This window comes from Spongiivirga citrea, assembly GCF_010671565.1.
GTDB classification, from domain to species: Bacteria; Bacteroidota; Bacteroidia; order Flavobacteriales; family Flavobacteriaceae; genus Spongiivirga; species Spongiivirga citrea.
In genome coordinates, this window is record NZ_JAABOQ010000005.1 from 241,839 (window position 1) to 267,297 (window position 25,459).

Consider the following 25,459-nt stretch of genomic DNA (forward strand, 5'->3'; position numbering starts at 1 on the left):
TAATCGTTTATAGTTTGTAGGAAAGTCCGATTCCGGGGATAAAAGCGTTCGATTTATAGGTGCCTCCAAAAGAGGAACCATCAGAGAAAAAATCATATGAATTATCAACTTCCGCGAAACGTAGATATAAAAATGAAGCATCTACGGCCAATCTTGAATTGATATTAATAGTAAAACCGCCCGTGAAACCTACGGAGTCATTTCTAGGGGTTTCGGGCGCGTAAAACCCATCTTGAATAGGAGATTCATCAAAATAGAATCCGCCACGGAGCACAAAACGCTGGTTGGCGGTATATTGTAATCCAAAGCGATAGGTTGAGGCATTTTCGTAATTACGCGGATTTTGAGATAATCCAGCACTATTGTTAAATTGAACATCCAATGCTTCATATACATTCCAATAAGCCCGGTTAAAATCGATTGCTAACAAGACCTTATTTGTTACCTGATAGGAAAGCCCCACCGTTAGTTCAGCAGGAAGTGGGAGTGTAGCATCAAAAGTGGTATCAGAAAAATCTCCTGGTAAAGCTGAAGGAACATTTTCAAAATCAGCTTCACCACCATCGGCTTCTACCAGAATTTCTGATCGATAGTTTAATCCGATATTTAATTTAGTGCTTGGTCTGAATAGTAAACCAACATTATAGCCCCAAGCGGTAATGCCGGAAGCGTCTATAGTTACATTGGTTCGTTCTCCTTCTGTATTTGCCAACGTTCTACTTAGGTTCCTATTAAAATTAACGGAGCCAATTGCATAAATAGGTCCGCCGCCAATACTTAAATGTTGACTTAGTTTTATAGATACAGTAGGTTGAATAAAGATTGACTGTAATTCAATATTGTTCACTAAATGAGATCCTGCCCAATCGGTTGGCCAAGCAACTTTACTTCCATAAGGAGTGTAAATGGCGAGACCTACAGAAAGCCAATCATTAATCTTATAAGACCCATAGCCATATAAAGGCGTGCCGATACTACCGTCAGTTGTAGTGCTAATTCCTAAATCAGCATTTTGAAACGCTACATTAGAAAAAACACCACTTACTCCTAAAGAAACATTCAAGTTTCCGTCAAGAAAAGACATTGCCGCAGGATTGAAAAATAGGCTTTCGGCACTTGATATGACAGCGACACCTGCATGACCCATGGCTAATTGTTTGTTTCCTTGTACGCTTACTCGATAACCCCCGGCATAAGCGGCGCTGGCAAAGAGTAGGCAAACAAGAAAATAGATTTTTTTTGTTTTCATAGTGTTGAATAGTAGGTTACTGTGCGTATAGCACACTAATTAATGGTTGCTGAAAGGCTTAGGCTTTTAAAAAAGTAAAAGCCTTGTCATAAAACTCAGGCGGATTCTCGGCATGCAACCAATGTCCCGCATTACTAACGGTGTCAATAGAAGCATCCGGAAAATGTAATTTGATTAGTGTAGTGTCGGTGGGGGCAATGTACCCGGATTTATCTCCTCTTAAAAATAAGGTTTTTCCTTGAAAAATGGAACTATTTGGCAGGGCTTCTCCAATATCTTCGGCAGATTCGCTTAAAACTTCTAAGTTTATTCTAAGTCCAAGATTGTTTTTGTCAGTGCGATAAATATTTTTTAACAGAAACATTCTAGTGCCTTGATCCTCAATATATTTCGAAAGTGACAGGTCGGCTTCTTTTCTTGAAGTAATAGCATCAAAATCTAAAGCAGCCAGCCCATTTAAGATTTCTTGATGGTGTGCAGGGTACTGTTTTGGTCCAATATCGGCTACCAATAACTTTTCAATTTTAGTCTCATTATTAGTGGCGAAAAGCATAGCCGTTTTACCACCCATAGAGTGACCGATGAGATGAATATTTTCTAACTGATAATGATTGGAATAATACAAAAGATCATCGGCCATATGTTGGTATGAAAAATCATCGCTATGAAAACTTCTCCCATGGTTTCTTTGATCTACTAAATGTACTTGAAAACCGTTTTCGGCAAATTTATTACCCAGGGTTTTCCAGTTATCCGACATGCCTAAAAATCCATGCAGAATTACTAAGGGTGTGCCTTCGCCTAATATTTTTGAATGTAGCAGCATTAACTCAATTTCTCTAAATAGGATTTTATGACCGTTTCAATTCCCATATATAATGACTCAGTAATTAAAGCGTGGCCAATAGAAACTTCCAATAGGTTTGGAACTTCTTCTTTAAAAAACCGAATATTCTTGAGGCTTAAGTCATGTCCAGCATTAATACCTATATCGAGATCACTTGCCAATACAGCTGCATAAGTATAGGATTTTACGGCGGCCATATTTCCCTTGTCGTACTCAGTAGCAAACTCTTCAGTATACAATTCAATACGGTCAGTTCCAGTCTCTTTTGCGCCTTCGATCATCTTAAGAACAGGGTCTACAAAAATCGAAGTCCTTATATTATTTCGTTTAAATTCCGTAATAACCTCTTTTAAAAAGTCTTTATTCTTTATCGTGTCCCAACCGGCATTGCTAGTAATGGCATCGATTGCATCGGGTACTAAGGTTACCTGTTCTGGTTTTACTTCAAGAACCAGGTCAACGAATTTTTTAATGGGATTTCCCTCGATATTCAACTCTGTTGTAACAACTCGTTTAAGGTCGTGTGCATCTTGATATCGAATATGGCGTTCGTCAGGACGAGGGTGGATTGTAATGCCTTGTGCACCAAATTTTTCGATGTCTTTCGACATTTTCATCAAATTGGGTACATCGCCACCTCTAGCATTTCTAAGTGTAGCAATTTTATTTACATTAACGCTAAGTTTTGTCATTTGATAAGAAAATTATAGCACCACAAAAATACGAAGTGATGCAAAGGCGGTTATCATTAATTTTAATTAATTTGCAATCAGATGGAGATCAATCAACTTATATCAAAAAGGATTCATCCTTTAAATTTACAAACACCTATTAGTCAGGTGCATCAGTTGTTTAATCAACTTACATATTCTCATATACCAGTAACCGATAATGCTGTTTTATTGGGAGCAGTTTTCGAAGATGATGCTAAGAATTACGATAAGGGTAAGGAGTTAGGTGATTATCAATATGAATTGGATTTATTTTATGTAAACGAGCATACTAATTGGTTAGATGTAATTGAAGCATTTGCAAAAAATGAAAGCAATATTATGCCTGTTTTAGACAGAGAAAATAGGTATGTAGGTTATTATGAGTTAACTGAAATACTTGACTTGTTTAACAATACTCCTTTTTTAAGTGAGCCAGGTGGAATATTGGTGGTTGAAAAGGGACTAAAAGATTATTCGTTTAGTGAGATTGCGCAAATTGTAGAGTCGAATAATGGTAAATTACTTGGTGCATTTATATCGGAAACAAAAGATGATATGGTGCAAATAACCATCAAATTAAATAACAGTAACCTTAACGAAGTGTTGCAAACCTTTAGACGTTACAGTTATAATGTCATTTTCGGAAACGATGATGATGTATTTATAGATACACTAAAAGACCGATCAGATTATCTTGATCGATATTTAAATATTTGATCTAAATATCAAACCAATCAATTACATGAAAGTTGCTATCTACGGGCAATCATATCGCAACAACTCTGGTAAGTACGTAAAGCTACTGATCAACACTCTTCTGGAAAATGGGGTTGAACTGATTATTGAACAGGATTTTTATACCATTATAAAAGAAGAGGTAGGCTTGCCAGAAGAACTTGCTACTTTTTCGGCTAGCGATAAGGTTGATCCTTCATTCGATTTGTTATTTAGTGTTGGTGGGGATGGTACATTGTTAAGAACCATAACCTATGTTCGCAATAGTGGATTACCAATTATTGGTATTAATACGGGTAGATTAGGTTTTTTAGCAACTATTCAAAAGGATAAGATCGAGGAATCTATTACTGATCTTGTAAATGGAAATTATAAAATTGTTGAACGTAGTTTGCTTAAGTTAAGCGCGTCTCCCGCAATTGATGATTTTGATGTTTTAGATTTTGCATTGAATGAAATTGTTGTTAGTAGAAAGAATACAACAAGTATGATTACTGTTGAAACCTACTTAAACGATGAGTACTTGACCAATTATTGGGCGGATGGTCTTATTGTTGCAACACCGACAGGTTCGACAGGTTACAGCTTAAGTTGTGCGGGTCCGGTTATTGCTCCTAATGCAAAGAGTTTTGTGCTTACACCAATCGCACCTCATAATTTAAATGCCCGGCCACTGGTAATTCCTGATAATACTGAAATAAGATTGAGAGTTTCGGGTAGAGAAGATACCTATCTAGTATCGCTAGATTCTCGTATTGCAACTGTGCCAAATAATACTGACCTTATTATAAGTAGAGCTCCATTTAATATTAATTTGATCGAACTTGCAGATCAGAGTTTTCTAAAAACTCTAAGGAATAAACTTCTGTGGGGAGAAGACAAGCGCAACTAATTGCAGTATAACACACTTTCTTTTATTTAGCATGTTTAGTACAATAAAAGCTGCTAATTATAGTTTAAAAATAGTGCCTAAAAAGCACCTTGTTGTCAATTTCTTAATTCGCTATAACAAAGTCCTTAACGGTTGCGTGAATAGTATGGGCTAATTGTTCATGTGAAGTCAGAATTGTTATATTTGCAAACTTTATAAAGTATGAAAAAAGCGTTTGTTGTTCTTTTTGTAGTCTTAACTACGCATGTAGTAAGCGCACAAATACACGAGCTTGGACTTTTTGTAGGGGGAAGTAATTTTATAGGAGACGTCGGTGGTACATCTTATATAAAACCGGACCAACTGGCATTAGGAGTGCTTTATAAATGGAATCGGAGTCCGCGTTACGCCTGGAGAGCATCATATACGTATGCTGATATTCAGGGCATTGATCGTAACTCTGATGACCGAAGACGACAAGCAAGAGGATTCTCATTTTCAAATAGGATATCAGAATTTTCGCTTGGGATGGAATTTAACTTTTTAGAGTTTAACTTACATAACGAACGAAGGGTGGTTAGTCCTTATATATATAGTGGCGTTTCATATTTCTCGTATAGGGTTGTTAATAACAGCTTGACTACTGAGACTGCGTGGGATTTTTCAATTCCTATGACCTTAGGTGTAAAAGCAAGTATTGCGAAGCATCTGGTACTAGGAGCTGAAATTGGTGCGCGCTATACATTAACGGATAATCTTGAGGGTAATAACACGGGTATCGTTACCTTTGGAAATACCAACAGTGATGATTGGTACGTATTTACTGGCGCCACACTTACCTACACCTTCGGAAGAAGGCCATGCTATTGCAGGGATTATTGAAGATGAAATGGACATAGCAGATCAAATAGACAAAGCTAACATACCGAAACATATTGCCATTATAATGGATGGTAATGGTCGTTGGGCTAAAAAGCAGGGCAAGTTGCGTGTTTTTGGCCATGAAAATGGCACCAAGGCCGTTCGTACGACTGTGGAGGCTTGTGCTGAGCTTGGCGTTAAAAATTTAACGTTATATGCCTTTAGTACAGAAAACTGGAATAGACCTAAACTAGAGGTCGATACCTTAATGAAGCTACTAGTTACTTCATTAAAAAAAGAACTAAAAACACTTACCAACAACAATATCAAACTCAATGCAATTGGCAACCTTAATGCGTTACCAGCTAGGGCAAAGCGCGAGCTGCTAGAAGTTATTGACAAAACAAAACATCATGATCACATGACACTTTCATTGGCATTAAGCTATGGGTCACGTGAGGAGTTAAGTAATGCTGTTAAAGAAATTAGTATTAAAGTTAAAAATAATATAATTTCGCCCGACGCCATTGACGATGCGGTCATAAATAGTCATCTTTACACGCAAAATTTACCTGATGTTGATTTGTTAATTCGTACTAGTGGTGAATGCAGGATAAGTAACTTTTTGTTATGGCAAATTGCATATGCGGAGTTGTATTTTACCGAGGTACTTTGGCCAGATTTTAAGAAAAAACATTTAGTTGAGGCCATTATCAATTATCAAAAAAGAGAGCGTAGATTTGGAAAAACGAGTGAACAACTTAACTAGCACCTTGATGCAAAAAAATTACATTACCCTATTCCTATTACTTCTTTTTTGTGTTGGTTCTGCTGCACTTAATGCGCAAGAGGCAACCTTTGATAACGGAAAAAAGTATATCATTGGTGGTATAGAAGTTAAAGGTGTAAAAAGCTACAATACACAAACTGTTCTTACCTACACCGGGCTTCGTAAAGGAGAGGTGATAACTATTCCAGGAGAACGTATTACTGAAGTGATTAATAAGCTTTGGAAACTGGAGTTGTTTAGTGATATCGAATTTTACTTGACCGATGTACAGGGGGAAACGGCATTTCTTGAGTTGGTTATTGAGGAGTTACCCACCTTGTCTGAAGTAAAATTCCAAGGCATTAAAAAACAAGGTAAGATCGATGATATCGTAAAAGAAACCGATCTTAAAAAAGGAAAAAAACTAACAGAGAGTTTCCTGACAAACACCAAAAACTTTATCGATAACAAATATCGTAAAGTGGGTTATCTCAATGTAAAAACCTCATTATTCACATCAATTGATACCACAGCTACCAATGCTGTGAACATGATTGTTAATGTCGATCTTGGTGAAAAAGTAAAAATTGGGAATATCAATTTTGAAGGAAACGATGTGCTGTCTGATGGTAAGTTGCGCAAGCAAATGAAAAATACCAAGAAGAAGTTTTTTGGACGTTTCTGGAAAAAATCAAAGTTTATTGAAGACGATTATAAAGAGGATCTTGTAAGCGTGGTCGATAAGTATAAAGAAAAAGGATATCGCGACGCACGTATTATTACTGATACTGTAGCCTTCAATAAAGATGAAAACACCTTAGATGTTACTATTAAAGTGCAGGAAGGTGATCAATATTATTTTGGAGACATTACTTACTTAGGAAACTCCTCTTACACTAATGCACAATTAAATCAGGTGTTAGGTATAAAAAAGGGAGACGTTTATAATGGTGTACTCCTTAAAAAGCAGATTGCCGATGACTCGAAGCCTGATGCTAATGACCTTACCAATCTATATCAAAATAGCGGATATTTATTTTCAAGTATAAATCCTGTTGAGGTGAGTGCGGAAAATGACACTATTAACTTTGAGGTTAGAATTATTGAAGGTAAACGTGCAAAGTTTAATAAGATTACAGTTGTAGGAAATGATAAAACCAATGACCATGTAATCTACCGTGAGATTCGCACGAAACCAGGAGCCTTATATCGTAAGGATGATGTAGTACGCTCTGTACGTGAGCTTGGACAACTAGGGTTTTTCGACCCAGAACAAGTGTCTCCAAACTTCAAGAATCCCAATCCTAATGATGGTACAATCGATATTGAATACGGATTAGTAGAACGTGGCTCAAGCCAGATAGAACTGCAAGGTGGTTTTGGTGGCGGTGGCTTCATCGGTACGTTAGGACTATCCTTTAATAACTTCGCCGTTAAAGATCTATTTAAAAAGGAGGCATACAAACCTTTACCAATGGGCGATGGGCAAACCTTATCGCTTAGATTGCAGGCAAGTCAATTTTTTCAAACCTATAGTTTCTCATTTTCAGAACCATGGTTAGGAGGTAAGCAACCAGTATCCTTCTCGACTTCTTTGTCAAGAACAACACAATTCTTATTCAACCAACGAACACGTCGTGCTGATAAAGATAGAAAGTTTATTATTTCTGGGATTACTGTTGGTTTAGCAAAAGTATTACAAGTGCCTGATGATAACTTTATCTTGTCTCAATCGCTTTCATTTCAAAGTTATGAGTTCGAGAATTATCAAACAGGACTTTTCAATATCGGTGCTAATGGTACTGCAAATAACTTAGCGTATACGGTCGACCTTACAAGACAAGCATTGTCGGGTAACCTTATTTTTCCATTGTATGGCTCTAAGTTCTCTATAAACGCAAAGTTTACATTACCATATTCATTGTGGAATGGAGTTGATTATGCAAACCTTGCTGATCAAGAAGAATTTCAACTTAAAGATGCCAATGGAAATGTTCTAACAGATAATGCGGGTATTCCGTTGCCAGACTCTGAAAAAATAGAGCAAGAAAAAGTGAATTGGCTCGAATTTTATAAAATTAAATTTAAGGGTGACTGGTATACGAGGCTAGTTGATAAATTAGTCCTTAAATCATCTGCGGAGTTTGCCTTTTTAGGAGCTTATAATCAAGATCGCGGTGTGATTCCGTTTGAACGTTTTGCACTAGGAGGCGATGGGCTTGGTCAATTTAATATTGGTGGTACTGAAGCCGTTGGTTTACGAGGGTATCCTAACCAATCATTAAATCCTATAATAACTGACCCAGTAACAGGCCAACAATCAAACAATGATGGGGCGACGATCTACAATAAATTCTCGTTAGAACTACGATATCCACTAACTTTAAAGCCAGCTGCTTCCATTTATGGATTAACTTTTTTAGAAGCTGGAGCCGCTTTCAATAATTTTAAGGATTATAATCCGTTTGAATTACAAAGATCTGCCGGTCTTGGGGTACGTATTTTCATGCCAGCCTTTGGTTTATTGGGTATTGATTTCGGTTATGGGTTCGATCCGCTACCAGGTCAAACACAGCGAAACGGATGGGAAACGCATTTCATTATCGGACAGCAATTTTAATTTTGGCACGATATTTTCTATAACCAATGCAATAGCGATTGTCGGTATTATCATTTCTCACGAAATATTCGTTTATTTGAGAAATTTAAAAATGACAACATAAAGCTATTATTCAGGTTCTGAAAGTTGTCATTTTTAAGATTGCAACAGTCAATCAAACTAATGATTAAAACACTAAGAGCATGAAAGTTAAAGTTCTTTTTTTATTGACAAGCCTTGTTGCAGGCTCATTGATTACCAACGCACAACGTGGACCACGTATTGGTTATTTCGACATGGAGTACATTCTTGAAAATATTGAAGAATATGGTCAAGCAAATACTCAACTAGATAGTAAGGTGCAAAAATGGAAAACTGAGATCGAGCAGCAACAAAGTAGTATTGAACAAATGCGACAAAACCTAAGTGTCGAGAAAGTGTTGCTTACCAAAGAATTGATCGAGGAGCGCGAAGAAGATATTTTAGTGAAAGAAAAGGAAATGCTACAGTACCAACAAGATCGATTTGGCCCCAAAGGCGATTTAATCTTGCAACGTATTCAATTAGTAAAGCCAATTCAGGACCAGGTTTTTAATGCAGTTCAGGAAATTGCGGCAAGCAAAAAGTATGATTATATTTTTGATAAATCAGCTGAAGGCAGTATGTTATTTTCCGCCAAAAAACACGATATTAGCGACCTTATTTTAAGAAGGCTTAATCGTGATGCGAGAAAGCGTAATATCGGTAGGAAAGTTGATAGTTCAAAAGATAAGTTTGAGGATAGTACAAGTGCAAAAGACAGTAAAACGATAACAGGCGCTGGCAAGACACCTACTTCCGAAATTGACGCCCGCAAAGCAGCAAGCAATGATAAAGCTGCAGCTAGACAAAAGCTGATCGAAGAAAATAGAAAGCGAAAGCTTGCTGATCGTGAAGCGAAGAAAAAGGAATTTGAAGAACGACGTAAAAAGTTGTTGGCAGAACGTGCTGCGGCAAGAAAGAAAAAAGAAGAAGAACGTAAAAAGAAAGCCAAAGAAAAAGGCGAGGACGGAGACGGAGAATAAATTAGAACAACAATAACAATTAATAATAATTTTTAAGATTACCATGAAACAATTCAAAACGTTATTAGTAGCTGTAGTATTATTTTTTGGCGCTACAAGCTTTGTAAATGCACAAAGTAAGGTAGCCCATATCGATACTCAAAAGTTAATAAGTGAGATGCCGGAGATGATTGCTGCTAAGAAACAATTAGAGCAAGTATCTAAAACTTTTCAAGCTGATATGAAAAGCTTAATGGATTCGTATCAAGCGAAAATTAAGCAATATCAAGCTGAAGCTGAAACAGTAACTGCAACAATGAACGAAACACGTCAAAAAGAAGTGGCTGGAATGGAAAACAACATTCGTGAGTTTCAAGTAAATGCAGACAAGAGTTTACAACAAAAGCAACTTGATTTAATCAAGCCAATTCAGGAAAAAGCACGTCTTGCTATTCAAAAAGTAGCAAGAGCAAAAGGTGTTCAGTACGTATTAGATGCTACCGTAGGTGGCGGAGTATTACTTGCTGATGGTACTGATTTGTATGCTGATGTAAAGAAGGAATTAGGATTCTAATTCTTATTTAAAAGAATACTTTAAAAAAGACTGTCTCTTTTGAGGCGGTCTTTTTTTTGTGAAAGTCTCCCTTGAGGGGAGATTTAGAGGGGTGTAATCTCCTGAAGTGCTAAAATGATTTATGTGTAGTTGGAAATTTTGGAGTATTAACACCTATCCCCAACCCTTCCCTCAAGGGAAGGGAGTATCATCTTTTTACTAGAAAAATAAAGAAGAGTTTGTGTAATTTCTATTATTGCATGTATACCGTAATTTGAAATTAACTCTTAAAAAAAGTTAAGGAAGTACTTCAAAATCACTTATTTTTAGACCATGAGCAAAGCACCTTTAGGTTTTTTTGATTCGGGCGTTGGCGGTACGTCAGTTTGGAGTGAAGTAATCACCCTACTGCCTAATGAAAATTCTATTTATTTAGCTGATAGTAAGAATGCCCCTTATGGCCCTAAAGGAAAAGATCGCATTATTGAGTTGAGCATAAAAAACACCGAATTATTGCTAGAGAAAGGCTGTAAACTCATTGCAGTACCATGCAATACGGCTACCACAAATGCCATTGATATACTGCGCGAAATGTATAATGTGCCTTTTATAGGAATTGAACCAGCAATAAAACCTGCAGCTTTAGCAACCAAAACAAATGCCGTAGGTGTTTTAGCAACCAAAGGCACACTTACAAGTGCGCTTTTTCATAAAACGAGTAGTTTACACGCTAGTGGAATTAAAGTTATAGAGCGTGTCGGGGAAGGTCTAGTTCCGCTAGTTGAGGCTGGGAAAATAAATGATAAAGAAACAATTGAACTACTTGAAAAATATACTGAACCAATGTTGCAAGCGAACATTGATTATTTGGTATTAGGTTGCAGCCACTATCCTTATTTAATAGAGCCCTTAAGAAAGATATTGCCTGATCATATTACTATAATCGATTCGGGTGAAGCAGTGGCAAGACAAGTACAAGCAGTTTTAGCGGAGCATGGTTTGTTAAATGATTCCTCCAAAGCTGGCGTACATCATTTTTATACGAATACTACGACTGATACTTTAAAGCAGCTATTGCCTGAACAAAAGAACATTTCTTATTTAGATTTTTAGGCTTAGTAAGTCTAGCAGTATTTCCTTGAAACTTCCTCCTAGATTTCCGTATTTTGCTGGTTCATGAAACAGCATCAAGCATACATTTCTATTGGTAGTAATTTGGGTGACCGACATCAGCATTTAAACAGTGCTGTTGCTGCTATTAAAAAGGAAATCGGAACTATTGATGCAGTTTCTTCAGTGTATGAAACTCCTGCCTGGGGTTTTGAAGGAGCTTCTTTTTTTAACGCAGTATTACGTGTACATACGGTTTTGAACCCCGATCAATTACTTGATACTTTATTGCGAATAGAATACAAGCTTGGTCGGGTGCGCAGTGATGAAAAGGGCTATCAATCGAGAACAATCGATCTTGATATTTTGTTTTATGAAGATGAGGTGATTAAGCACGAACGCTTGCAAGTGCCACATCCACAATTACAAAATCGACTTTTCATATTGCAACCTTTAGCCGATATTGCACCTAGTAAAGTACATCCCGTAATGCATAAAACTGTACAGCAATTATTGACTTCTTGTACTGACGAAGCTGTCCTAACAAAACTGGATATTAAATTGAATAGCACCATGCTTCAAACATCTAAATTGAATTATTTGGTGATTGAAGGTAATATTGGTGCTGGGAAAACATCACTTGCGACCAAAATCGCAAATGATTTCAATGGGAAATTGGTGTTAGAGCGTTTTGCTGACAATCCGTTTTTACCAAAGTTTTATAAAGACCAAAGCCGATATGCTTTTCCACTAGAAATGTCTTTTTTGGCCGATCGCTATCAACAATTTTCTGATGATTTAGCGCAATTTGATTTGTTTTCTGATTTTGTGGTTGCCGATTATGATATTTATAAATCCCTAATCTTTGCACAAGTTACATTACAGGATGAAGAATTCAGTTTATATCGAACAGTATTCAATATCATGTATAAAGAAGTGGTGAAACCGGATTTGTTCATATATCTATATCAAAATACCGAGCGATTATTGCAGAATATCAAGAAGAGAGGTCGGGGTTATGAGCAAGATATCACGCCGGAGTATTTAGTAAAGATAAATAACGGCTATCTAGATTATATTAAAACGCAAACTGAAAAAAAGGTTGAGATTATAGACATCTCTGAAATGGACTTTTTAAGTAGTGATCATGACTATGATCACCTTTTAAAACAAATTAACAAGGCAGTACATCAACTTTAATTCGAGTTTAGTTTACTAAACAAATCCCAGATAACAACGCCGGCACTTACAGAAATATTTAGCGAATGTTTGGTGCCAAATTGAGGTATTTCAACAACATAATCACTCGCAGAAACTACTTCTTGATTAACTCCCTTTACTTCATTCCCAAAAACTAACGCGTACTTCTGATTACTTTCGGGCTGCAAAGCATCCAGCATAATCGCATTTTCAGCTTGTTCAATTGCAGCAACTTTTATGTTGTTTTCCTGCAATTCCTTAATTAAAGATAAGGTGTCTTTCCGGTATTCCCAATCCACTGAATCGGTCGAGCCCAATGCTGTTTTGTGAATTTCTTTATGTGGTGGTGTAGCGGTAATTCCGCACAGGTATATTTTTTCAATTAAAAATGCATCAGAGGTTCTGAAGACGGAACCAATATTATTCAAGCTTCTAATATTATCTAAAACAATGATCAAAGGTGTTTTCGTTGCCGATTTATATTCGGCCGTATTCAACCTACTCAACTCACTATTTTTAAGTTTTCTGCTCATGTTGCAAAAGTATAAAGCCTTCATGTGTTGGGCAATACAATTCTTAAATAACTCTTTTTCTATTAAATGGAATTATGCCTCCCTCCTTGAGGAGGGATTGAGGGAGGTGTCAGAGCCAATAATTTGTTTTTTTGAGAATAACTAAAATGGCATTCAGTAACTTCGTAAATCATAAATCATAAATCATAAATCATAAATCAAAAATGTCAGGCATATACATTCATATCCCATTTTGCAAGCAGGCCTGCCATTATTGCGATTTTCATTTCTCAACTTCTTTAGGGAAGAAAGAGGAGATGATAGGTGCGATTGAGAAGGAACTGAAACTTCGTAAAGCCGAATTGCTCACCAAAGTCGAAACTATCTATTTTGGTGGTGGAACTCCTTCCATATTAAAAGGTGAAGAGATTAATGCAATTATCGATACTGTTTATTCCGAATATGAAGTTATTGATGATCCGGAAATTACGCTAGAAGCAAATCCCGACGATCTTGATTTAGAAACTATAAAAGTACTAGCCGGATCTCGCGTAAATAGATTGAGTATTGGTATTCAATCGTTTTTAGAGGCAGATTTGAAACTTATGAATCGCGCCCATAATGCGAAAGAGGCTAAAGACTGTCTTGATCAGGCCAAGAAGTATTTTGACAACATTTCTATCGATCTTATTTATGGTATTCCCAATATGACGAATGAGCAATGGCAGGAAAACTTAGATGTGGCAATCGCATTAAATATTCCGCATATATCTAGTTACGCTTTAACGGTTGAGCCTAAAACAGCGTTACATTCTTTTATTGAAAAAGGCGTTATCGATCCCGTAGATGATGAAGCTGCCCAACAACATTTTAATATGTTAATCGATACCATGGAAGAAAAGGGATATGAGCATTATGAGACTTCTAATTTTGCGAAGCCAGGTTATTTCTCAAAAAATAATTCGGCTTATTGGCAAAACAAACCTTATTTGGGTGTTGGCCCTTCGGCGCACTCATTTGATAGGGAACAGCGAAGCTGGAATATTAATAATAACGCCAAGTATATAAAAGCACTCGCCAAAGACGAATTACCTATTGAACGTGAAAGATTAAGCGCTATAGACAGATATAACGAATATGTTATGACTGGACTTCGAACGATCTGGGGAGTATCTTTAAGTAAGGTTGAGAAAGAATATGGGCAACGATTTAGAGATTATCTTTTAAAACAAAGCAAGCGATATGTTGATGAACATTTGTTGTATATTGATGATGATAAACTAATGACCTCTAAAAATGGCCGATTTTTAAGTGACGGTATTGCAGCCGATCTCTTTATGGTCGACTTTGCAAAATAATACAGCATATGATCGCTGACATAACCCTAAGATCACGTAAATATCAGATAGACTTATTACAACCGATCGATATTTCTATTCCACTTCGCTTTTCCAAAGAGAATGTAACGGCTTGGAATGCCGAAAGCCCTCGGCTTAAACAACTATTATCTATCGAGAATGGTGATCCTGTTAATTTTAATGAGCTAACGATCATTCCACATTCGCATGGTACTCATACGGAAAGTTTAAGTCATGTAGATAAATCATTTTACAGTATACACGATCGGCTAAAATCTCATTTTTTTAAAACCGAATTAATTACCGTTGCTCCCGAAAAGCAAGGGGATGATTTCGTGATTTCTAAAAAGCAATTGCAGTATCATTTAAAGAATAAAAAGCCCGATGCATTGGTAATTCGCACAATGCCTAATTTTAAGGATAAGTTGACAAGGAAATACTCAGGTGAAAACCCACCTTATTTGCTTGAAAATGCAGCTACTTTTATTAATAGCCAAGACATTAAACATTTATTGATCGATTTGCCTAGTGTCGATAAAGAGAAGGATGGAGGCGAGCTATCCTCGCATAAGGCATTTTGGGGATTGCCTAATAAACCAAGGCCGGAAGCCACGATAACGGAGTTTGTTTATGTACAAAACAAGGTCGAAGATGGTTCGTATTTTTTGAATTTACAAGTAGCACCGTTTGTCAATAATGCTGCGCCTAGTAAACCGATTTTATATAAAATTATAAAGCCATGACTTCAATAATAAAATTAGAAGAAATAGCAATGTTTGTTTTAGCTGCCTATTTGTTTAGTCTGCTAAACTTAGCTTGGTGGTGGTTTGTAGTGTTTTTACTTGTGCCCGATATAGGAATGTTAGGGTATGCAATTAATAGTAAGATAGGAGCAATCAGCTATAATTTATTTCATCATAAAGGGATAGCTATAGCGGTGTATTTATTGGGTGTTTATATTGAGAATAAATGGCTTCTTTTTGCTGGTATTATCTTATTTGCGCATTCATGTTTCGATAGGATTTTGGGATATGGACTTAAATATTCCGACGATTTTAAAAACACTCACCTAGGAAGAATTGGGAGGTCATAAATAAGGTATGGAGTCAATTTTAATAGCGATTTTAAGTTTGATATTAGGCGGGGTTCTGGTGTATGCTGGATCCGTTTATATTCAGAAACAACGTAAAAACTCGATTACACATCAACAATCTGCTATTTTATTAGAAAAGATAAAGCGTGTCTGTAAGTTAATAACTGTTGAAGGCGATTTTGCAGAGATCTATCATTATGAAAATACAAAGGAGAAGTTACTAAAACTCATCTCAAGTAAAAAGAAAGCATTAGTTATCATCAATGCAAAAGCCTATGTTGGTTTTGATCTTACGAAAATTAAGATGACTGCCAAGGACAAGAGTAAGTTAATTGTGTTGGAGTCTTTTCCGCAACCTGAAGTGTTGAGTATCGATACGAATGTGCAGTACTATGATAAAAAGGATGGTTATTTTAACAAGTTTGAGGCCGCTGATCTAACTGAATTGAATACGGAAGCAAAAGAACACATTCGTGCTAAGGTTCCACAAAGTGGTTTGTATGGTTCCGCAGCAAAGGAAGCCTTAGATACGATATTGCTTATCGAGCAGATAGTTGAAACAATAGGTTGGAAATTGGATTACAAGGCCCTAGAACTTCCAGATGCTCAAATCAAGAAGATAGAATAAGCCAATATTATATTCCTCATGGCAAAATGAAAAAACTCAACTATTTCTTAAAAGACCCCGAACGAAAGAACTTGTTTGTGGTGGTAAATGAGTTGATGTATTTATTAATAAAACAAAGGACCGTACCATCTCATTATTTCGCCAAATATTTATATCGAAAAAGAGTTAAAAACATTAATGACTATTTAACTACGCAGGAGGTTAAAAGAGTTTCATTTTCTCGCTATTTTAATAAAGCGGCAATGTTACCTTTTTTTGAAAACAAAGTGGTGATGGCTCTGTTTTGTAAGAAAAATAGTCTGCCTCATCCTAGAATGTTGTGTAACAATTATGGTAAATGGTTTAATATAAATGGTAAGACCATTTGTATTGAAACGAAAAGTAATCTTGTTGACCTTTTAAAAGAAATAATGATCGACAATAAACTTGATGTGCTTTTTGTAAAGGAGGTAGATAATCATGGTGGAGTAGGTTGTTTTAAAATTGAAAATAGCGAGGATTCCTTTCAACAAAAAGAAATAGGAGAGATGTTAAGCGGAAATTACTTGGTACAGGAATGTATCGAGCAACATACAGCGCTTAGCGCGCTTAACCCGAATAGCATTAATTCAATAAGAATTGACACCTATGTAGATGAAAAAGGCGAAGGGCATATTTTGACGGCATTAATGCGGTTTGGAGTCGGGAAATCGGTGGTAGATAATGCTAGTTCAGGTGGCTTTTATGTAGGAATAGATATGGAAAAAGGAACTCTGAAGGAAATGGGGCAACAATTGTTTAGTTATGGAGGGAAGAGTTATAAAGCGCACCCAGATACCAATACCATTTTTAAAGACTATTCTATTCCATATTTTCAAGAGACTTGTGCATTAATTCATAAACTCATGAAATTACTTCCTGATGGATTTGTAGGTTGGGATATTGCCATCACTTCAAATGGACCTATGATAATTGAAGGAAATACACAATCAGGAATACTAATGGCGGATATCTCTTATGGAGGATTACGGGCACACCCTAAGTTTAAAGAAATATTAAGTCGATTACCTTAATTTTGAAAGCTATGAATGTAGAACGGTTTAGAGAATATTGTTTGGTCAAACAGCAAGTAACAGAGCATTTTCCATTTGATGAGCACACTTTGGTATTTAAAGTAGCAGGAAAAATGTTTGCACTTTGTGGAATAGAACGAATTCCTTTTCAAATTAACTTAAAATGCGATCCCGAACGCTCTGAAGAATTAAGAGCAGAATATGATGGATTGATTATACCTGGTTATCATATGAGTAAAAAGCACTGGAATACAGTTTTTGTTCAACAACTACCTCCTGAATTAGTAACTGATCTAATTGATCATTCGTATGAATTAGTTGTACAGAGTCTGCCTAAAAAAGTTAGAGAAACCTTCGGTTAGATTAGTCACTTACTACAAACGTCATAGGCAATCGTAAACGAACTCGTGCTGGTTCACGCATGTGCATTCCTGGGCTTAGTTGAGGGACGGTTTCTATAATGCGCTTAATTTCCTTATCAAAAACTTCATCTTTAGAATTGGTGCTTGAGAATTGGATTTTGCCACGTTCATTAATTAAAATGGTAATGATAATTCGGCGTTGCCCATTAGGAGTAGCAAACAACAAAGGTTTATTAAAATCTTCACTTATTTTTTTTACCAAGGTTTGGGTTAAACAACGTCGTCCTTGAGGGTCTTCTTTGGAGTCAGTGCAGTCAGGATGCTGAGGCGCTTTATGAACAAGTTCAAAAGCAACGGTTTTAAGGGGTCTTTCCTTGATACGCTTAATCACTTCATTCTCTTCTTGTCCGAAAACTGAAGTCATTGCCATAAAAAGACAAAATAAAGTCAATAAAATGCTATGGAAATTTTTCATCGATGCAAACTTAAGAATTAAAAGAAATTAATGAGTGAAAACTGATTGTATTTACTTAAAACACTCATTGTCAGTTGCGTATGTAGATTTAAAAAAATCTCATACTGTTTTTTTAACATTACGGTATGGGATTTGAATGCGATAGTATGTTATTTTACGTTTTACAATTGTTAAAAAGATCGGTTTCTATCAATTAGAAAAAGCTTAATTTGTATCACGAATGAGATTAAAATTATTTTTCTGTATTGTATTGACATTTAGTGCTTTGTCAAGAGTAAATGCCCAACAAGATGCGCAGTATACTCAGTATATGTATAATACGGTAAGTGTAAATCCTGCTTACGCTGGCTCACGAGGGTATTTAAGTATAACAGGTTTATATCGTTCACAATGGGTTGGTTTTGATGGAGCCCCTGAAACACAAACATTGACCTTAAATTCTCCTGTAGCGGAAAATGTTGGTTTCGGACTGTCAATTGTAAATGATAAGATAGGCCCGTCTAATGAAACCTATTTCTATGCCGATTTTGCATATACGCTGCGAATGAATAGCGATCTAAGTCTTAATTTAGGACTAAAAGCGGGTGGAAATTTGTTAGATGTTGACTTTAGTCGTTTGGAAGGCTCTGAGATTGATCCTAGATTTCAAAATAATATTGATAATCGATTCTCACCAAATGTAGGGGTTGGCGCTTTTTTATATGGTGAAAAAGGGTACGTCGGTGTATCAGTTCCAAATTTATTAGAGACGAACCATTTTGATGAAGGTATTTTTAATGATGATGAAGCCGTTACATTGCTCGCTAAAGAACGAGCTAATCTTTATTTAATAGGGGGCTATGTTTTTGATTTGGATTATTTTACAAAACTAAAGCCAACAATCCTGACTAAAATGGTGCAAGGTGCACCGTTGCAAGTTGACCTGTCGGTAAATGTTCTGTTCAATGATAAAGTTAGAGCCGGTTTAGCATATCGATGGGGTGCAGCAATTAGTGGAATGGCCGGATTCCAAATAAATGATTCTTTATTAATAGGGTATGCTTATGATGCAGAATTAACCACTTTAGGAAGCGCAAATTCTGGCTCGCACGAGATATTTCTAAGGTTCGAACTCTTTAGAAGTACCGGAGGTACTTTGTCTCCCCGATTTTTTTAATAATTTTATAGTTGTGCAATATATGCGCTGACAAAACCAACAATCAATATCATGAAACTTACTGCCTCATTAATTTTAGTTATGATAAGCCTTTTTGCTTTTGCGCAAGAACAGGAAACAGAGGCAGATAAAGCCTATGATAATTATAACTATAACAAGGCTATCAACGAGTATGAGCGAGAAGTAAAAAACGGAGAAAAATCTGTTAAGATATTTAAACGTTTAGGAGATAGTTATTATTTCAATGCTAAACTAGTGGAGGCTAATAAGTGGTATGAACAACTAATGGCATTGAATAAGGAAATAGAGCCTGAGTATTTCTATCGCTATTCTCAAACTTTGAAATCGGTTAAAAAATACGACGAAGCGAATGTGTATCTCCAGAAATTTACTGAGTTAAATAGCACTGACCGGCGTGCAATTCTTTATCGTGAAAATCCTGATTATCTCGAGGATATTGGCGCTCAATCAGGGAGGTATAACATTAGTGCGGTTCCATTTAATACGCCAAATGCCGATTTTTCACCTATGGTTGTTGGAGATAAGCTGATTTTTTCTTCATCACTAAACAAAAGCTTGTTTACAAAGTTTATTCACGAATGGGATGCAAAACCCTTTATCGATCTATACGAAGTTTCTTTGAATCCTGATGCCGAGGCTGGTCAAACCCCAAAAAAATTAAAAGGAAGAATTAATACAAGTTTTCATGAATCATCTACGACCTTTACTGCAGATGGTAATACCGTGTATTTTACGCGCAACAGCTTATTAAAAGAACAAGGCGGTACACTAAATAGATTACGCTTATATAGAGCCACAAGAAAAAAAGATAGATGGGTTGAGGTAGAACCCCTTCCTTTTACTGATCATAAACATACCTATGCGCATCCTGCATTAAGTGCCGATGGTAAGAAACTGTATTTCGCATCTGATATGCCGGGTACAAAAGGCTATGGTGATATTTATGTTGTTGATGTTTTAGAAGATGGTGGCTTTAGTAAACCAAGGAACCTTGGTGATGTAATTAATACTGAAGGAAGAGAGACCTTTCCATATATATCAGCAGAAGGCAAGCTGTATTTTGCTTCCGATGGTCATTTAGGGCTAGGTGGATTGGATGTTTTTACAGTTCGCCTTGATGAAAATAGCGCTCCAACCACTAATGTGGTCAACGTTGGGAGTCCAGTAAATTCACCTAAAGATGATTTCAGTTTTATTATTAATGATAGTACGAAGAAGGGGTTTTTTGCATCTAACCGCGAGGGTGGAAAAGGCGATGATGATATCTATAGTTTTGTTGAAACAAAGCCGATTGTCGAGAAGATCGATCTTATCGTTTCAGGAAGTGTAAAATCAAAGGATGAAAATGAGATAATTGATACTGCGACAGTTCAGTTAATAGATGAAGCTGGAGTGGTGCTTGAGGAAGTTATTGTAACTAATGGTAATTATACGTTTACCACCGATGCTACGAAAAATCATTTAATTAGGGCAAAGGCGGACGATTATGTCACTAACGAGATAGTTGTTGCTAAAACGGATAAGGCAGCTACGGTAAACATTGATGTTGTTTTAGAATTTGATAAGGCCATTACCGATGTAAACGATGATTTAAGTAAGATTTTGCAACTGCAAGTAATTTATTTTGAATTTGACTCTGCAATTATTCAAGAAGGCGATTCACTAGCACAATTGGATAAAGTAGTGGAGGTAATGAATCTATATCCTCAGATAAAAATGGAGGTGCGCTCGCATACCGATAGTAGGGCTGATGATGCTTATAATATGGCATTATCTAACAGACGTGCAGAATCTACAGTACAATATTTGATAAGTAAGGGCATTGATGCAAATCGACTTAGTGGAAAAGGTTTTGGAGAATCGCAGTTAATTAATCAATGTGCCAATGATATTCCCTGCTCTAAAGAAGATCATGAATTAAATAGACGATCAGAATTTGTAATTCTTTCTCAGTAGGAATGCAAGAAAAGCCTCCTTTTTTATTATGAATAGCTGTTATTTAAAAGCTGCATGTCCTGTAATATCCATTCCAGTAATCAATAAATGAATATCATGAGTACCCTCATAAGTAATAACCGATTCTAGGTTCATCATATGGCGCATAATACTGTACTCTCCGGTAATACCCATACCGCCTAAAACTTGTCTCGCTTCGCGCGCTATATTGATTGCCATATCTACATTATTGCGTTTTGCCATAGATATTTGAGCAGTAGTTGCTCTTCCTTCGTTTTTAAGCTGGCCTAATCTGAAAGCCAATAGTTGGGCTTTGGTGATCTCGGTGATCATTTCGGCTAATTTTTTCTGTTGAAGCTGGGTAGCTGCTATCGGTTTTCCAAATTGAATACGCTCCTTTGCATATCGTAAGGCTGTATCATAACAGTCCATTGCCGCTCCTATTGCACCCCATGAAATTCCGTATCTGGCAGAATCTAGGCACCCAAGAGGAGCTCCAAGTCCACTTTTATTAGGTAGTAAATTCTCTTTTGGCACTTTAACGTCGTTAAAAACTAACTCTCCAGTAGCTGATGCACGTAATGACCATTTATTATGAGTTTCTGGTGTCGTAAAACCTTCCATACCACGTTCTACGATTAGACCATGAATGCGCCCTTCTTCATTTTTTGCCCATACTACTGCAATATCTGCAAAGGGTGAATTTGAGATCCATAATTTGGCGCCGTTTAACAGAAAATGATCGCCTTTATCTTCGAATTTGGTTTCCATTCCACCAGGATTCGATCCGTGGTTGGGTTCTGTCAAACCAAAGCAACCCATAAATTCACCAGAAGCTAGTTTTGGTAAATATTTTTTACGCTGTTCCTCTGTTCCATAGGTGTAAATAGGGTACATTACTAATGACGATTGCACCGATGCAGTTGAACGAACACCACTATCACCGCGCTCAATTTCTTGCATGATCAAACCATAAGAGATTTGATCTAAACCAGCGCCACCATATTCCTCTGGAATGTAGGGGCCAAATGCGCCAATTTCAGCTAGCCCACCGATTATTTGTTTTGGGAACTCTGCCTTTTGTGCATAGTCTTCTATAATTGGAGAAACATCCCTTTTTACCCATTGACGAGCCGCATCACGAACTAATTTATGTTCATCGTTTAATAGGTCATCAAGGTTGTAGTAATCTGGTGCTTCGAAAAGGTCTGGTTTCATTTTGTAGCAATTTTATATGTCAAAGATAGATAAAAGAAATACAACAATTGATTGATTAATTGTTATGAATTTAACAATTTCCTATTGCAGTTAATACCAACTTCCTACTTCCACCTTGATCTCGATGCTCACATAAATAGATGCCCTGCCAAGTACCTAAGTTTAATCGTCCGTTAGTAATAGGAATTTGAACTGAAGCACCCATTAAGGATGACTTTATATGTGCTGGCATATCATCTGGTCCTTCATAGGTGTGAACATAATAAGAGGCATTTTCTGGAACCATTTTGTTCATATGACTTTCAAAATCAGTTCGTACAGTTGGGTCGGCATTTTCGTTAATTGTAAGGCTGGCTGAAGTGTGTTTGATAAAAACCTGTAGCTGGCCAATCTTAATTTCTTTTAGTGCTGGAATAGCCTCTAAAATGATATCAGTAATCAAATGAAACCCTCTGGGATGTGCTGGCAATATGATTTCTTTTTGTAAGAATTTCATGTGTAGATGGTTTGAGGAATAAAAATAATGCCTTTATGCTAGGTTCAAATAAAACAAGGAGTCTTTTGTCCGAAATTTACATTTTCATGTAGAAGTCTTTGGTCAGCGCTATGTAGTCTTCTGTATAATCATGCCTTCTTTTTTCGATTACGAGCTCGCCTTCTTCAACTATTGATTCGATTTTCGAAAATTGCAATAGACTTCTTTTTATTGAGGCTTCCTCAGTTCCTTTAACGCGAGTAATGCGTTCAGTAAAAAGCCCGTAGTTTTTTGATAATTCAATAAACCCTTCTTCTTCATCAAACGGAATAATTACAGCAAATTTTCCCACTTCTGATAGTAGCTTAGCGGTACATGCAATTAAATGTTCAAATGGCATTGCGTCTTGAAAACGAGCTGTAGCTCGCGCTTTCTCTGTAATGGTTTCAGTTGGCTTGTAAAAAGGAGGGTTGCTAACAATTAAATCAAATTCATCATCAACTTCTTGCGCAAATTCTAATAATCCAGCGTGGTAACAGAACAAACGATCGTTCCAGGGTGAGGACTCAAAATTTCCAGCACATTGCTCATATGCATCCGAATCAATTTCGATAGCTTCAATTACTTCCGCATGGCATCGCTGCGCCAACATCAAACTTAAAATTCCGGTGCCTGAGCCAATATCTAATATCGAAAATGGATTGTGGTCAATTCTCGCCCAAGAACCCAGCAAAACTCCATCGGTGCCAATTTTCATTGCGCACTTATCCTGTTTCACTGAAAACTGTTTGAACTGAAATGGCTTATTCATAAATTCCAATGATTGAAATTCCAAATCCCAAAAAAATTAGGATTTATTAAGTATAGCTGATAAGATTTTTCTTAGTTCATCCGCCTCATTATATAATGGGTTGATAAACTCTTTAAGTTTTGGATTCTGCGTTTCTAATAGGCGAAGCCACAATTTACTTTCTTTTGCTTCTTTTCTTGCAATTTTAACTCGAAAAACAAAGTCCTTATCTCCTAATTTTTCATTGGCTTCAATATAGTTTGCTGCAACAGAACCCGAAGATCTTACCAATTGTTTTCCATCCTCTATATTTTGAATAGTTTTTGGAAGTTTGGCTATAAGAAATCTACAATTGCGAGCAAATTCATAGGTACGTTCCTCAAGATTATATGTTTTGGTCATTCAAAAGGTGGTTTACTTAAAGCTACAAATTTTTAGACCAATGAATTTAGAAACTAAGATCTTGTATTAACGACATCAAGAAAATTGGGATTTTGGATTTGAGTATTGGGATTTAACTAAGATATAATTCTATCAAACCCTCAGGAACATCAACTTTGATAACCTTATCTTCTCGATTCACTTCCAAAATAAAATCATCATTTATAGGAATAAGAATCTCCTTGCCGTCCTTATCTATTTCAAAAAGTGCTTGTGAGGTCGTGTCGTTTACTCCAGTTATAGTGCCAACAGCACCGAAACGTTCGTCTTGGACCGAAAAACCGATAATTTCGTGAAAGTAAAACTGATTTCCTTCTAGTTTAGGTAAAAAATCAAGGGGAAGGTAAAGTTCGGATTTTAAAAGCGATTCAGCATCAGCCTCATCATTTACATCTTCGAACTTAACGCGAAGTAAACTACTTTTTTGTAATGAACATCGTTCAATAAAAAAAGGAACCAGATTATTACCAAGGGCAATAAAAACTGATTCCAATTTACTGTAAGCTTCTGGTTCGTCTGTATCTAGTTTGACTAGTAACTCCCCTTTAAAACTGAATTTAGAAACGATGGTACCGAGGTAGAAGCAATCTTCTTTTCTCATCTCATCGTTATTTTAATTATTCAGCTGCTTCTTCTTTTGTTTCTTCTGCGCTTGCTTCAGCTTCAGGAGCAGCTTCTTCAGCAGGAGCCTCTTCAGTCGCTGGTGCTTCTTCAACTGCAGGAGCTTCTTCGGCAGCAGTCTCTTCAACTACAGCTTCAGTTGCTTCCTCTGCTACAGCTTCGGTTGCTTCTTCAACAGGAGCTTCTTCTTCTACAGCTACAGCATTACGCTTTTCATTAACTTCTTTTTCTGCAGCTAGGGCAACAGCTTTTGCTTCTTCCTGAGCTTTAGTTAATCCGTCTTTCTTAGCGTTAATTTTAGCTTCTTTTTCTGCTAACCAAGCATTGAATTTTTCTTCAGCTTGCTCTTCAGTTAAAGCGCCTTTTGCTACGCCACCAGCTAAGTGTTTTTTTAGCATCACACCTTTATACGACAAAATTGCTTTTGCAGTATCTGTTGGTTGTGCTCCGTTTTGCAACCATTTTACTGAGTTGTCAACGTTTACTTCAATCGTTGCAGGATTCGTATTAGGATTATAAATTCCTAATTTCTCCAAGAAACGACCATCTCTTTTTGCACGCGCATCGGCGGCTACGATCCAGTAAAAAGGTTTTCCTTTTTTACCGTGTCTTTGTAATCTAATTTTAACAGGCATATGCTATTAATTGTGGGGTACTCGACCCCTGTTATTAATTAAGGGCGCAAAGATACCCAAATTAATTAGTTTACAGCCAAATAAAACATGCTTTTTTGCGTTATATTTGAGGTTTA

General features: G+C 36.6%; 28 protein-coding genes. 17 read left to right on the forward strand and 11 right to left on the reverse strand.

What is annotated here, in order from left to right:
- Nucleotides 1-7: 7 nt before the first annotated feature.
- Genes GWK10_RS12995 through GWK10_RS13005 form a run of 3 tightly spaced genes read right to left on the reverse strand, consistent with a single transcriptional unit; the run spans nt 8 to nt 2,788 of the window.
- Nucleotides 8-1,249, reverse strand: a complete 1,242-nt coding sequence (locus tag GWK10_RS12995; RefSeq protein ID WP_164032814.1) for an OmpP1/FadL family transporter — start codon at nt 1,247-1,249, stop codon at nt 8-10.
- A gap of 58 nt (nt 1,250-1,307) precedes the next feature.
- On the reverse strand, nt 1,308-2,075 hold the full coding sequence (locus GWK10_RS13000; protein WP_164032815.1) for an alpha/beta fold hydrolase: 768 nt from the start codon (nt 2,073-2,075) through the stop codon (nt 1,308-1,310).
- Complete coding sequence (locus GWK10_RS13005; protein ID WP_164032816.1) at nt 2,075-2,788, reverse strand: pyridoxine 5'-phosphate synthase; 714 nt, start codon at nt 2,786-2,788, stop codon at nt 2,075-2,077. The genes GWK10_RS13000 and GWK10_RS13005 overlap by 1 nt, the downstream gene beginning before the upstream one ends.
- Before the next feature lie 81 nt (nt 2,789-2,869).
- Here GWK10_RS13005 and GWK10_RS13010 point away from each other — a divergent pair, with 81 nt between their 5' ends.
- The 9 genes from GWK10_RS13010 to folK all read left to right on the forward strand — a co-directional run bounded on the left by GWK10_RS13010 (nt 2,870) and on the right by folK (nt 12,550).
- Nucleotides 2,870-3,526 carry a CBS domain-containing protein gene (locus GWK10_RS13010; protein ID WP_164032817.1) on the forward strand — a complete coding sequence of 219 codons (657 nt, stop codon included), beginning with the start codon at nt 2,870-2,872 and terminating at the stop codon, nt 3,524-3,526.
- 25 nt (nt 3,527-3,551) lie between these two features.
- The gene (locus GWK10_RS13015; RefSeq protein WP_164032818.1) at nt 3,552-4,436 is read left to right on the forward strand and encodes an NAD kinase; all 885 of its coding nucleotides are present in this window, start codon (nt 3,552-3,554) and stop codon (nt 4,434-4,436) included.
- Between the two features lie 201 nt (nt 4,437-4,637).
- A complete protein-coding gene (gene porG, locus GWK10_RS13020) occupies nt 4,638-5,297 on the forward strand; it encodes a type IX secretion system protein PorG (protein ID WP_164032819.1) in 660 nt (219 codons plus the stop codon).
- 7 nt (nt 5,298-5,304) lie between these two features.
- On the forward strand, nt 5,305-6,045 hold the full coding sequence (locus GWK10_RS13025) for an isoprenyl transferase (RefSeq protein WP_164033137.1): 741 nt from the start codon (nt 5,305-5,307) through the stop codon (nt 6,043-6,045).
- 7 nt (nt 6,046-6,052) lie between these two features.
- Entirely contained in the window at nt 6,053-8,665 is a 2,613-nt protein-coding gene (bamA, locus tag GWK10_RS13030; protein WP_164032820.1) for an outer membrane protein assembly factor BamA, read from the forward strand.
- Nucleotides 8,666-8,847: 182 nt separating this feature from the next.
- On the forward strand, nt 8,848-9,708 hold the full coding sequence (locus GWK10_RS13035; protein WP_164032821.1) for an OmpH family outer membrane protein: 861 nt from the start codon (nt 8,848-8,850) through the stop codon (nt 9,706-9,708).
- Nucleotides 9,709-9,751: 43 nt separating this feature from the next.
- Complete coding sequence (locus GWK10_RS13040; RefSeq protein WP_164032822.1) at nt 9,752-10,261, forward strand: OmpH family outer membrane protein; 510 nt, start codon at nt 9,752-9,754, stop codon at nt 10,259-10,261.
- 312 nt (nt 10,262-10,573) lie between these two features.
- Nucleotides 10,574-11,353 carry a glutamate racemase gene (gene murI, locus GWK10_RS13045; protein ID WP_164032823.1) on the forward strand — a complete coding sequence of 260 codons (780 nt, stop codon included), beginning with the start codon at nt 10,574-10,576 and terminating at the stop codon, nt 11,351-11,353.
- 63 nt (nt 11,354-11,416) lie between these two features.
- Complete coding sequence (folK, locus tag GWK10_RS13050; protein WP_164032824.1) at nt 11,417-12,550, forward strand: 2-amino-4-hydroxy-6-hydroxymethyldihydropteridine diphosphokinase; 1,134 nt, start codon at nt 11,417-11,419, stop codon at nt 12,548-12,550.
- Here folK and GWK10_RS13055 read toward each other — a convergent pair.
- On the reverse strand, nt 12,547-13,083 hold the full coding sequence (locus tag GWK10_RS13055; protein WP_164032825.1) for an RNA methyltransferase: 537 nt from the start codon (nt 13,081-13,083) through the stop codon (nt 12,547-12,549). The genes folK and GWK10_RS13055 overlap by 4 nt on opposite strands.
- Nucleotides 13,084-13,286: 203 nt before the next feature.
- Here GWK10_RS13055 and hemW point away from each other — a divergent pair, with 203 nt between their 5' ends.
- The 6 genes from hemW to GWK10_RS13085 are packed head-to-tail and all read left to right on the forward strand — an operon-like array spanning nt 13,287 to nt 17,555.
- Nucleotides 13,287-14,420, forward strand: coding sequence for a radical SAM family heme chaperone HemW (gene hemW / locus GWK10_RS13060; protein ID WP_164032826.1), 1,134 nt, complete (start codon nt 13,287-13,289; stop codon nt 14,418-14,420).
- Between the two features lie 8 nt (nt 14,421-14,428).
- Nucleotides 14,429-15,163 carry a cyclase family protein gene (locus GWK10_RS13065; protein WP_164032827.1) on the forward strand — a complete coding sequence of 245 codons (735 nt, stop codon included), beginning with the start codon at nt 14,429-14,431 and terminating at the stop codon, nt 15,161-15,163.
- Nucleotides 15,160-15,513: a DUF4260 domain-containing protein gene (locus tag GWK10_RS13070; RefSeq protein ID WP_164032828.1), complete on the forward strand. Its 354-nt coding sequence runs from the start codon at nt 15,160-15,162 to the stop codon at nt 15,511-15,513. Before GWK10_RS13065 ends, GWK10_RS13070 begins: the two co-directional genes overlap by 4 nt.
- 7 nt (nt 15,514-15,520) lie before the next feature.
- The gene (locus GWK10_RS13075) at nt 15,521-16,141 is read left to right on the forward strand and encodes a DUF4230 domain-containing protein (RefSeq protein WP_164032829.1); all 621 of its coding nucleotides are present in this window, start codon (nt 15,521-15,523) and stop codon (nt 16,139-16,141) included.
- 26 nt (nt 16,142-16,167) lie between these two features.
- Nucleotides 16,168-17,193, forward strand: coding sequence for a sugar-transfer associated ATP-grasp domain-containing protein (locus GWK10_RS13080; protein WP_164032830.1), 1,026 nt, complete (start codon nt 16,168-16,170; stop codon nt 17,191-17,193).
- A gap of 11 nt (nt 17,194-17,204) precedes the next feature.
- Nucleotides 17,205-17,555, forward strand: a complete 351-nt coding sequence (locus tag GWK10_RS13085; protein ID WP_164032831.1) for an MmcQ/YjbR family DNA-binding protein — start codon at nt 17,205-17,207, stop codon at nt 17,553-17,555.
- Nucleotide 17,556: 1 nt separating this feature from the next.
- Here GWK10_RS13085 and GWK10_RS13090 read toward each other — a convergent pair whose 3' ends face one another.
- Nucleotides 17,557-18,030: a hypothetical protein gene (locus GWK10_RS13090; protein WP_164032832.1), complete on the reverse strand. Its 474-nt coding sequence runs from the start codon at nt 18,028-18,030 to the stop codon at nt 17,557-17,559.
- A gap of 220 nt (nt 18,031-18,250) precedes the next feature.
- Between GWK10_RS13090 and GWK10_RS13095 the strand changes: the two genes are divergently transcribed.
- Nucleotides 18,251-19,186 (forward strand): PorP/SprF family type IX secretion system membrane protein, encoded by a 936-nt coding sequence (locus GWK10_RS13095; RefSeq protein ID WP_164032833.1) that lies wholly within the window; start codon nt 18,251-18,253, stop codon nt 19,184-19,186.
- 51 nt (nt 19,187-19,237) lie between these two features.
- The gene (locus GWK10_RS13100; RefSeq protein WP_164032834.1) at nt 19,238-21,163 is read left to right on the forward strand and encodes an OmpA family protein; all 1,926 of its coding nucleotides are present in this window, start codon (nt 19,238-19,240) and stop codon (nt 21,161-21,163) included.
- Between the two features lie 39 nt (nt 21,164-21,202).
- Here the strand turns inward: GWK10_RS13100 and GWK10_RS13105 are convergent, their stop codons facing one another.
- The 6 genes from GWK10_RS13105 to GWK10_RS13130 form a co-directional block, all read right to left on the reverse strand.
- Nucleotides 21,203-22,381: an acyl-CoA dehydrogenase family protein gene (locus tag GWK10_RS13105; protein WP_164032835.1), complete on the reverse strand. Its 1,179-nt coding sequence runs from the start codon at nt 22,379-22,381 to the stop codon at nt 21,203-21,205.
- Nucleotides 22,382-22,451: 70 nt separating this feature from the next.
- Nucleotides 22,452-22,877 carry a secondary thiamine-phosphate synthase enzyme YjbQ gene (locus tag GWK10_RS13110; protein ID WP_164032836.1) on the reverse strand — a complete coding sequence of 142 codons (426 nt, stop codon included), beginning with the start codon at nt 22,875-22,877 and terminating at the stop codon, nt 22,452-22,454.
- A gap of 76 nt (nt 22,878-22,953) precedes the next feature.
- Complete coding sequence (locus GWK10_RS13115) at nt 22,954-23,667, reverse strand: tRNA1(Val) (adenine(37)-N6)-methyltransferase (RefSeq protein WP_164032837.1); 714 nt, start codon at nt 23,665-23,667, stop codon at nt 22,954-22,956.
- Nucleotides 23,668-23,703: 36 nt separating this feature from the next.
- Nucleotides 23,704-24,048 carry a four helix bundle protein gene (locus GWK10_RS13120; RefSeq protein ID WP_164032838.1) on the reverse strand — a complete coding sequence of 115 codons (345 nt, stop codon included), beginning with the start codon at nt 24,046-24,048 and terminating at the stop codon, nt 23,704-23,706.
- 112 nt (nt 24,049-24,160) lie between these two features.
- Nucleotides 24,161-24,688: a ribosome maturation factor RimM gene (gene rimM, locus GWK10_RS13125; RefSeq protein WP_164032839.1), complete on the reverse strand. Its 528-nt coding sequence runs from the start codon at nt 24,686-24,688 to the stop codon at nt 24,161-24,163.
- A gap of 16 nt (nt 24,689-24,704) precedes the next feature.
- A complete protein-coding gene (locus GWK10_RS13130; protein ID WP_164032840.1) occupies nt 24,705-25,343 on the reverse strand; it encodes a 30S ribosomal protein S16 in 639 nt (212 codons plus the stop codon).
- Between the last annotated feature and the right edge of the window lie 116 nt (nt 25,344-25,459).

Excerpts from the sequence above, each read along its gene's own strand:
- GWK10_RS12995 (WP_164032814.1), bottom strand. The coding sequence starts at position 1,249 with ATGAAAACAAAAAAAATCTATTTTCTTGTTTGCCTACTCTTTGCCAGC.
- GWK10_RS13000 (WP_164032815.1), bottom strand. The coding sequence starts at position 2,075 with ATGCTGCTACATTCAAAAATATTAGGCGAAGGCACACCCTTAGTAATT.
- GWK10_RS13005 (WP_164032816.1), bottom strand. The coding sequence starts at position 2,788 with ATGACAAAACTTAGCGTTAATGTAAATAAAATTGCTACACTTAGAAAT.
- GWK10_RS13010 (WP_164032817.1), top strand. The coding sequence starts at position 2,870 with ATGGAGATCAATCAACTTATATCAAAAAGGATTCATCCTTTAAATTTA.
- GWK10_RS13015 (WP_164032818.1), top strand. The coding sequence starts at position 3,552 with ATGAAAGTTGCTATCTACGGGCAATCATATCGCAACAACTCTGGTAAG.
- porG (WP_164032819.1), top strand. The coding sequence starts at position 4,638 with ATGAAAAAAGCGTTTGTTGTTCTTTTTGTAGTCTTAACTACGCATGTA.
- GWK10_RS13025 (WP_164033137.1), top strand. The coding sequence starts at position 5,305 with ATGGACATAGCAGATCAAATAGACAAAGCTAACATACCGAAACATATT.
- bamA (WP_164032820.1), top strand. The coding sequence starts at position 6,053 with ATGCAAAAAAATTACATTACCCTATTCCTATTACTTCTTTTTTGTGTT.
- GWK10_RS13035 (WP_164032821.1), top strand. The coding sequence starts at position 8,848 with ATGAAAGTTAAAGTTCTTTTTTTATTGACAAGCCTTGTTGCAGGCTCA.
- GWK10_RS13040 (WP_164032822.1), top strand. The coding sequence starts at position 9,752 with ATGAAACAATTCAAAACGTTATTAGTAGCTGTAGTATTATTTTTTGGC.
- murI (WP_164032823.1), top strand. The coding sequence starts at position 10,574 with ATGAGCAAAGCACCTTTAGGTTTTTTTGATTCGGGCGTTGGCGGTACG.
- folK (WP_164032824.1), top strand. The coding sequence starts at position 11,417 with ATGAAACAGCATCAAGCATACATTTCTATTGGTAGTAATTTGGGTGAC.
- GWK10_RS13055 (WP_164032825.1), bottom strand. The coding sequence starts at position 13,083 with ATGAGCAGAAAACTTAAAAATAGTGAGTTGAGTAGGTTGAATACGGCC.
- hemW (WP_164032826.1), top strand. The coding sequence starts at position 13,287 with ATGTCAGGCATATACATTCATATCCCATTTTGCAAGCAGGCCTGCCAT.
- GWK10_RS13065 (WP_164032827.1), top strand. The coding sequence starts at position 14,429 with ATGATCGCTGACATAACCCTAAGATCACGTAAATATCAGATAGACTTA.
- GWK10_RS13070 (WP_164032828.1), top strand. The coding sequence starts at position 15,160 with ATGACTTCAATAATAAAATTAGAAGAAATAGCAATGTTTGTTTTAGCT.
- GWK10_RS13075 (WP_164032829.1), top strand. The coding sequence starts at position 15,521 with ATGGAGTCAATTTTAATAGCGATTTTAAGTTTGATATTAGGCGGGGTT.
- GWK10_RS13080 (WP_164032830.1), top strand. The coding sequence starts at position 16,168 with ATGAAAAAACTCAACTATTTCTTAAAAGACCCCGAACGAAAGAACTTG.
- GWK10_RS13085 (WP_164032831.1), top strand. The coding sequence starts at position 17,205 with ATGAATGTAGAACGGTTTAGAGAATATTGTTTGGTCAAACAGCAAGTA.
- GWK10_RS13090 (WP_164032832.1), bottom strand. The coding sequence starts at position 18,030 with ATGAAAAATTTCCATAGCATTTTATTGACTTTATTTTGTCTTTTTATG.
- GWK10_RS13095 (WP_164032833.1), top strand. The coding sequence starts at position 18,251 with ATGAGATTAAAATTATTTTTCTGTATTGTATTGACATTTAGTGCTTTG.
- GWK10_RS13100 (WP_164032834.1), top strand. The coding sequence starts at position 19,238 with ATGAAACTTACTGCCTCATTAATTTTAGTTATGATAAGCCTTTTTGCT.
- GWK10_RS13105 (WP_164032835.1), bottom strand. The coding sequence starts at position 22,381 with ATGAAACCAGACCTTTTCGAAGCACCAGATTACTACAACCTTGATGAC.
- GWK10_RS13110 (WP_164032836.1), bottom strand. The coding sequence starts at position 22,877 with ATGAAATTCTTACAAAAAGAAATCATATTGCCAGCACATCCCAGAGGG.
- GWK10_RS13115 (WP_164032837.1), bottom strand. The coding sequence starts at position 23,667 with ATGAATAAGCCATTTCAGTTCAAACAGTTTTCAGTGAAACAGGATAAG.
- GWK10_RS13120 (WP_164032838.1), bottom strand. The coding sequence starts at position 24,048 with ATGACCAAAACATATAATCTTGAGGAACGTACCTATGAATTTGCTCGC.
- rimM (WP_164032839.1), bottom strand. The coding sequence starts at position 24,688 with ATGAGAAAAGAAGATTGCTTCTACCTCGGTACCATCGTTTCTAAATTC.
- GWK10_RS13130 (WP_164032840.1), bottom strand. The coding sequence starts at position 25,343 with ATGCCTGTTAAAATTAGATTACAAAGACACGGTAAAAAAGGAAAACCT.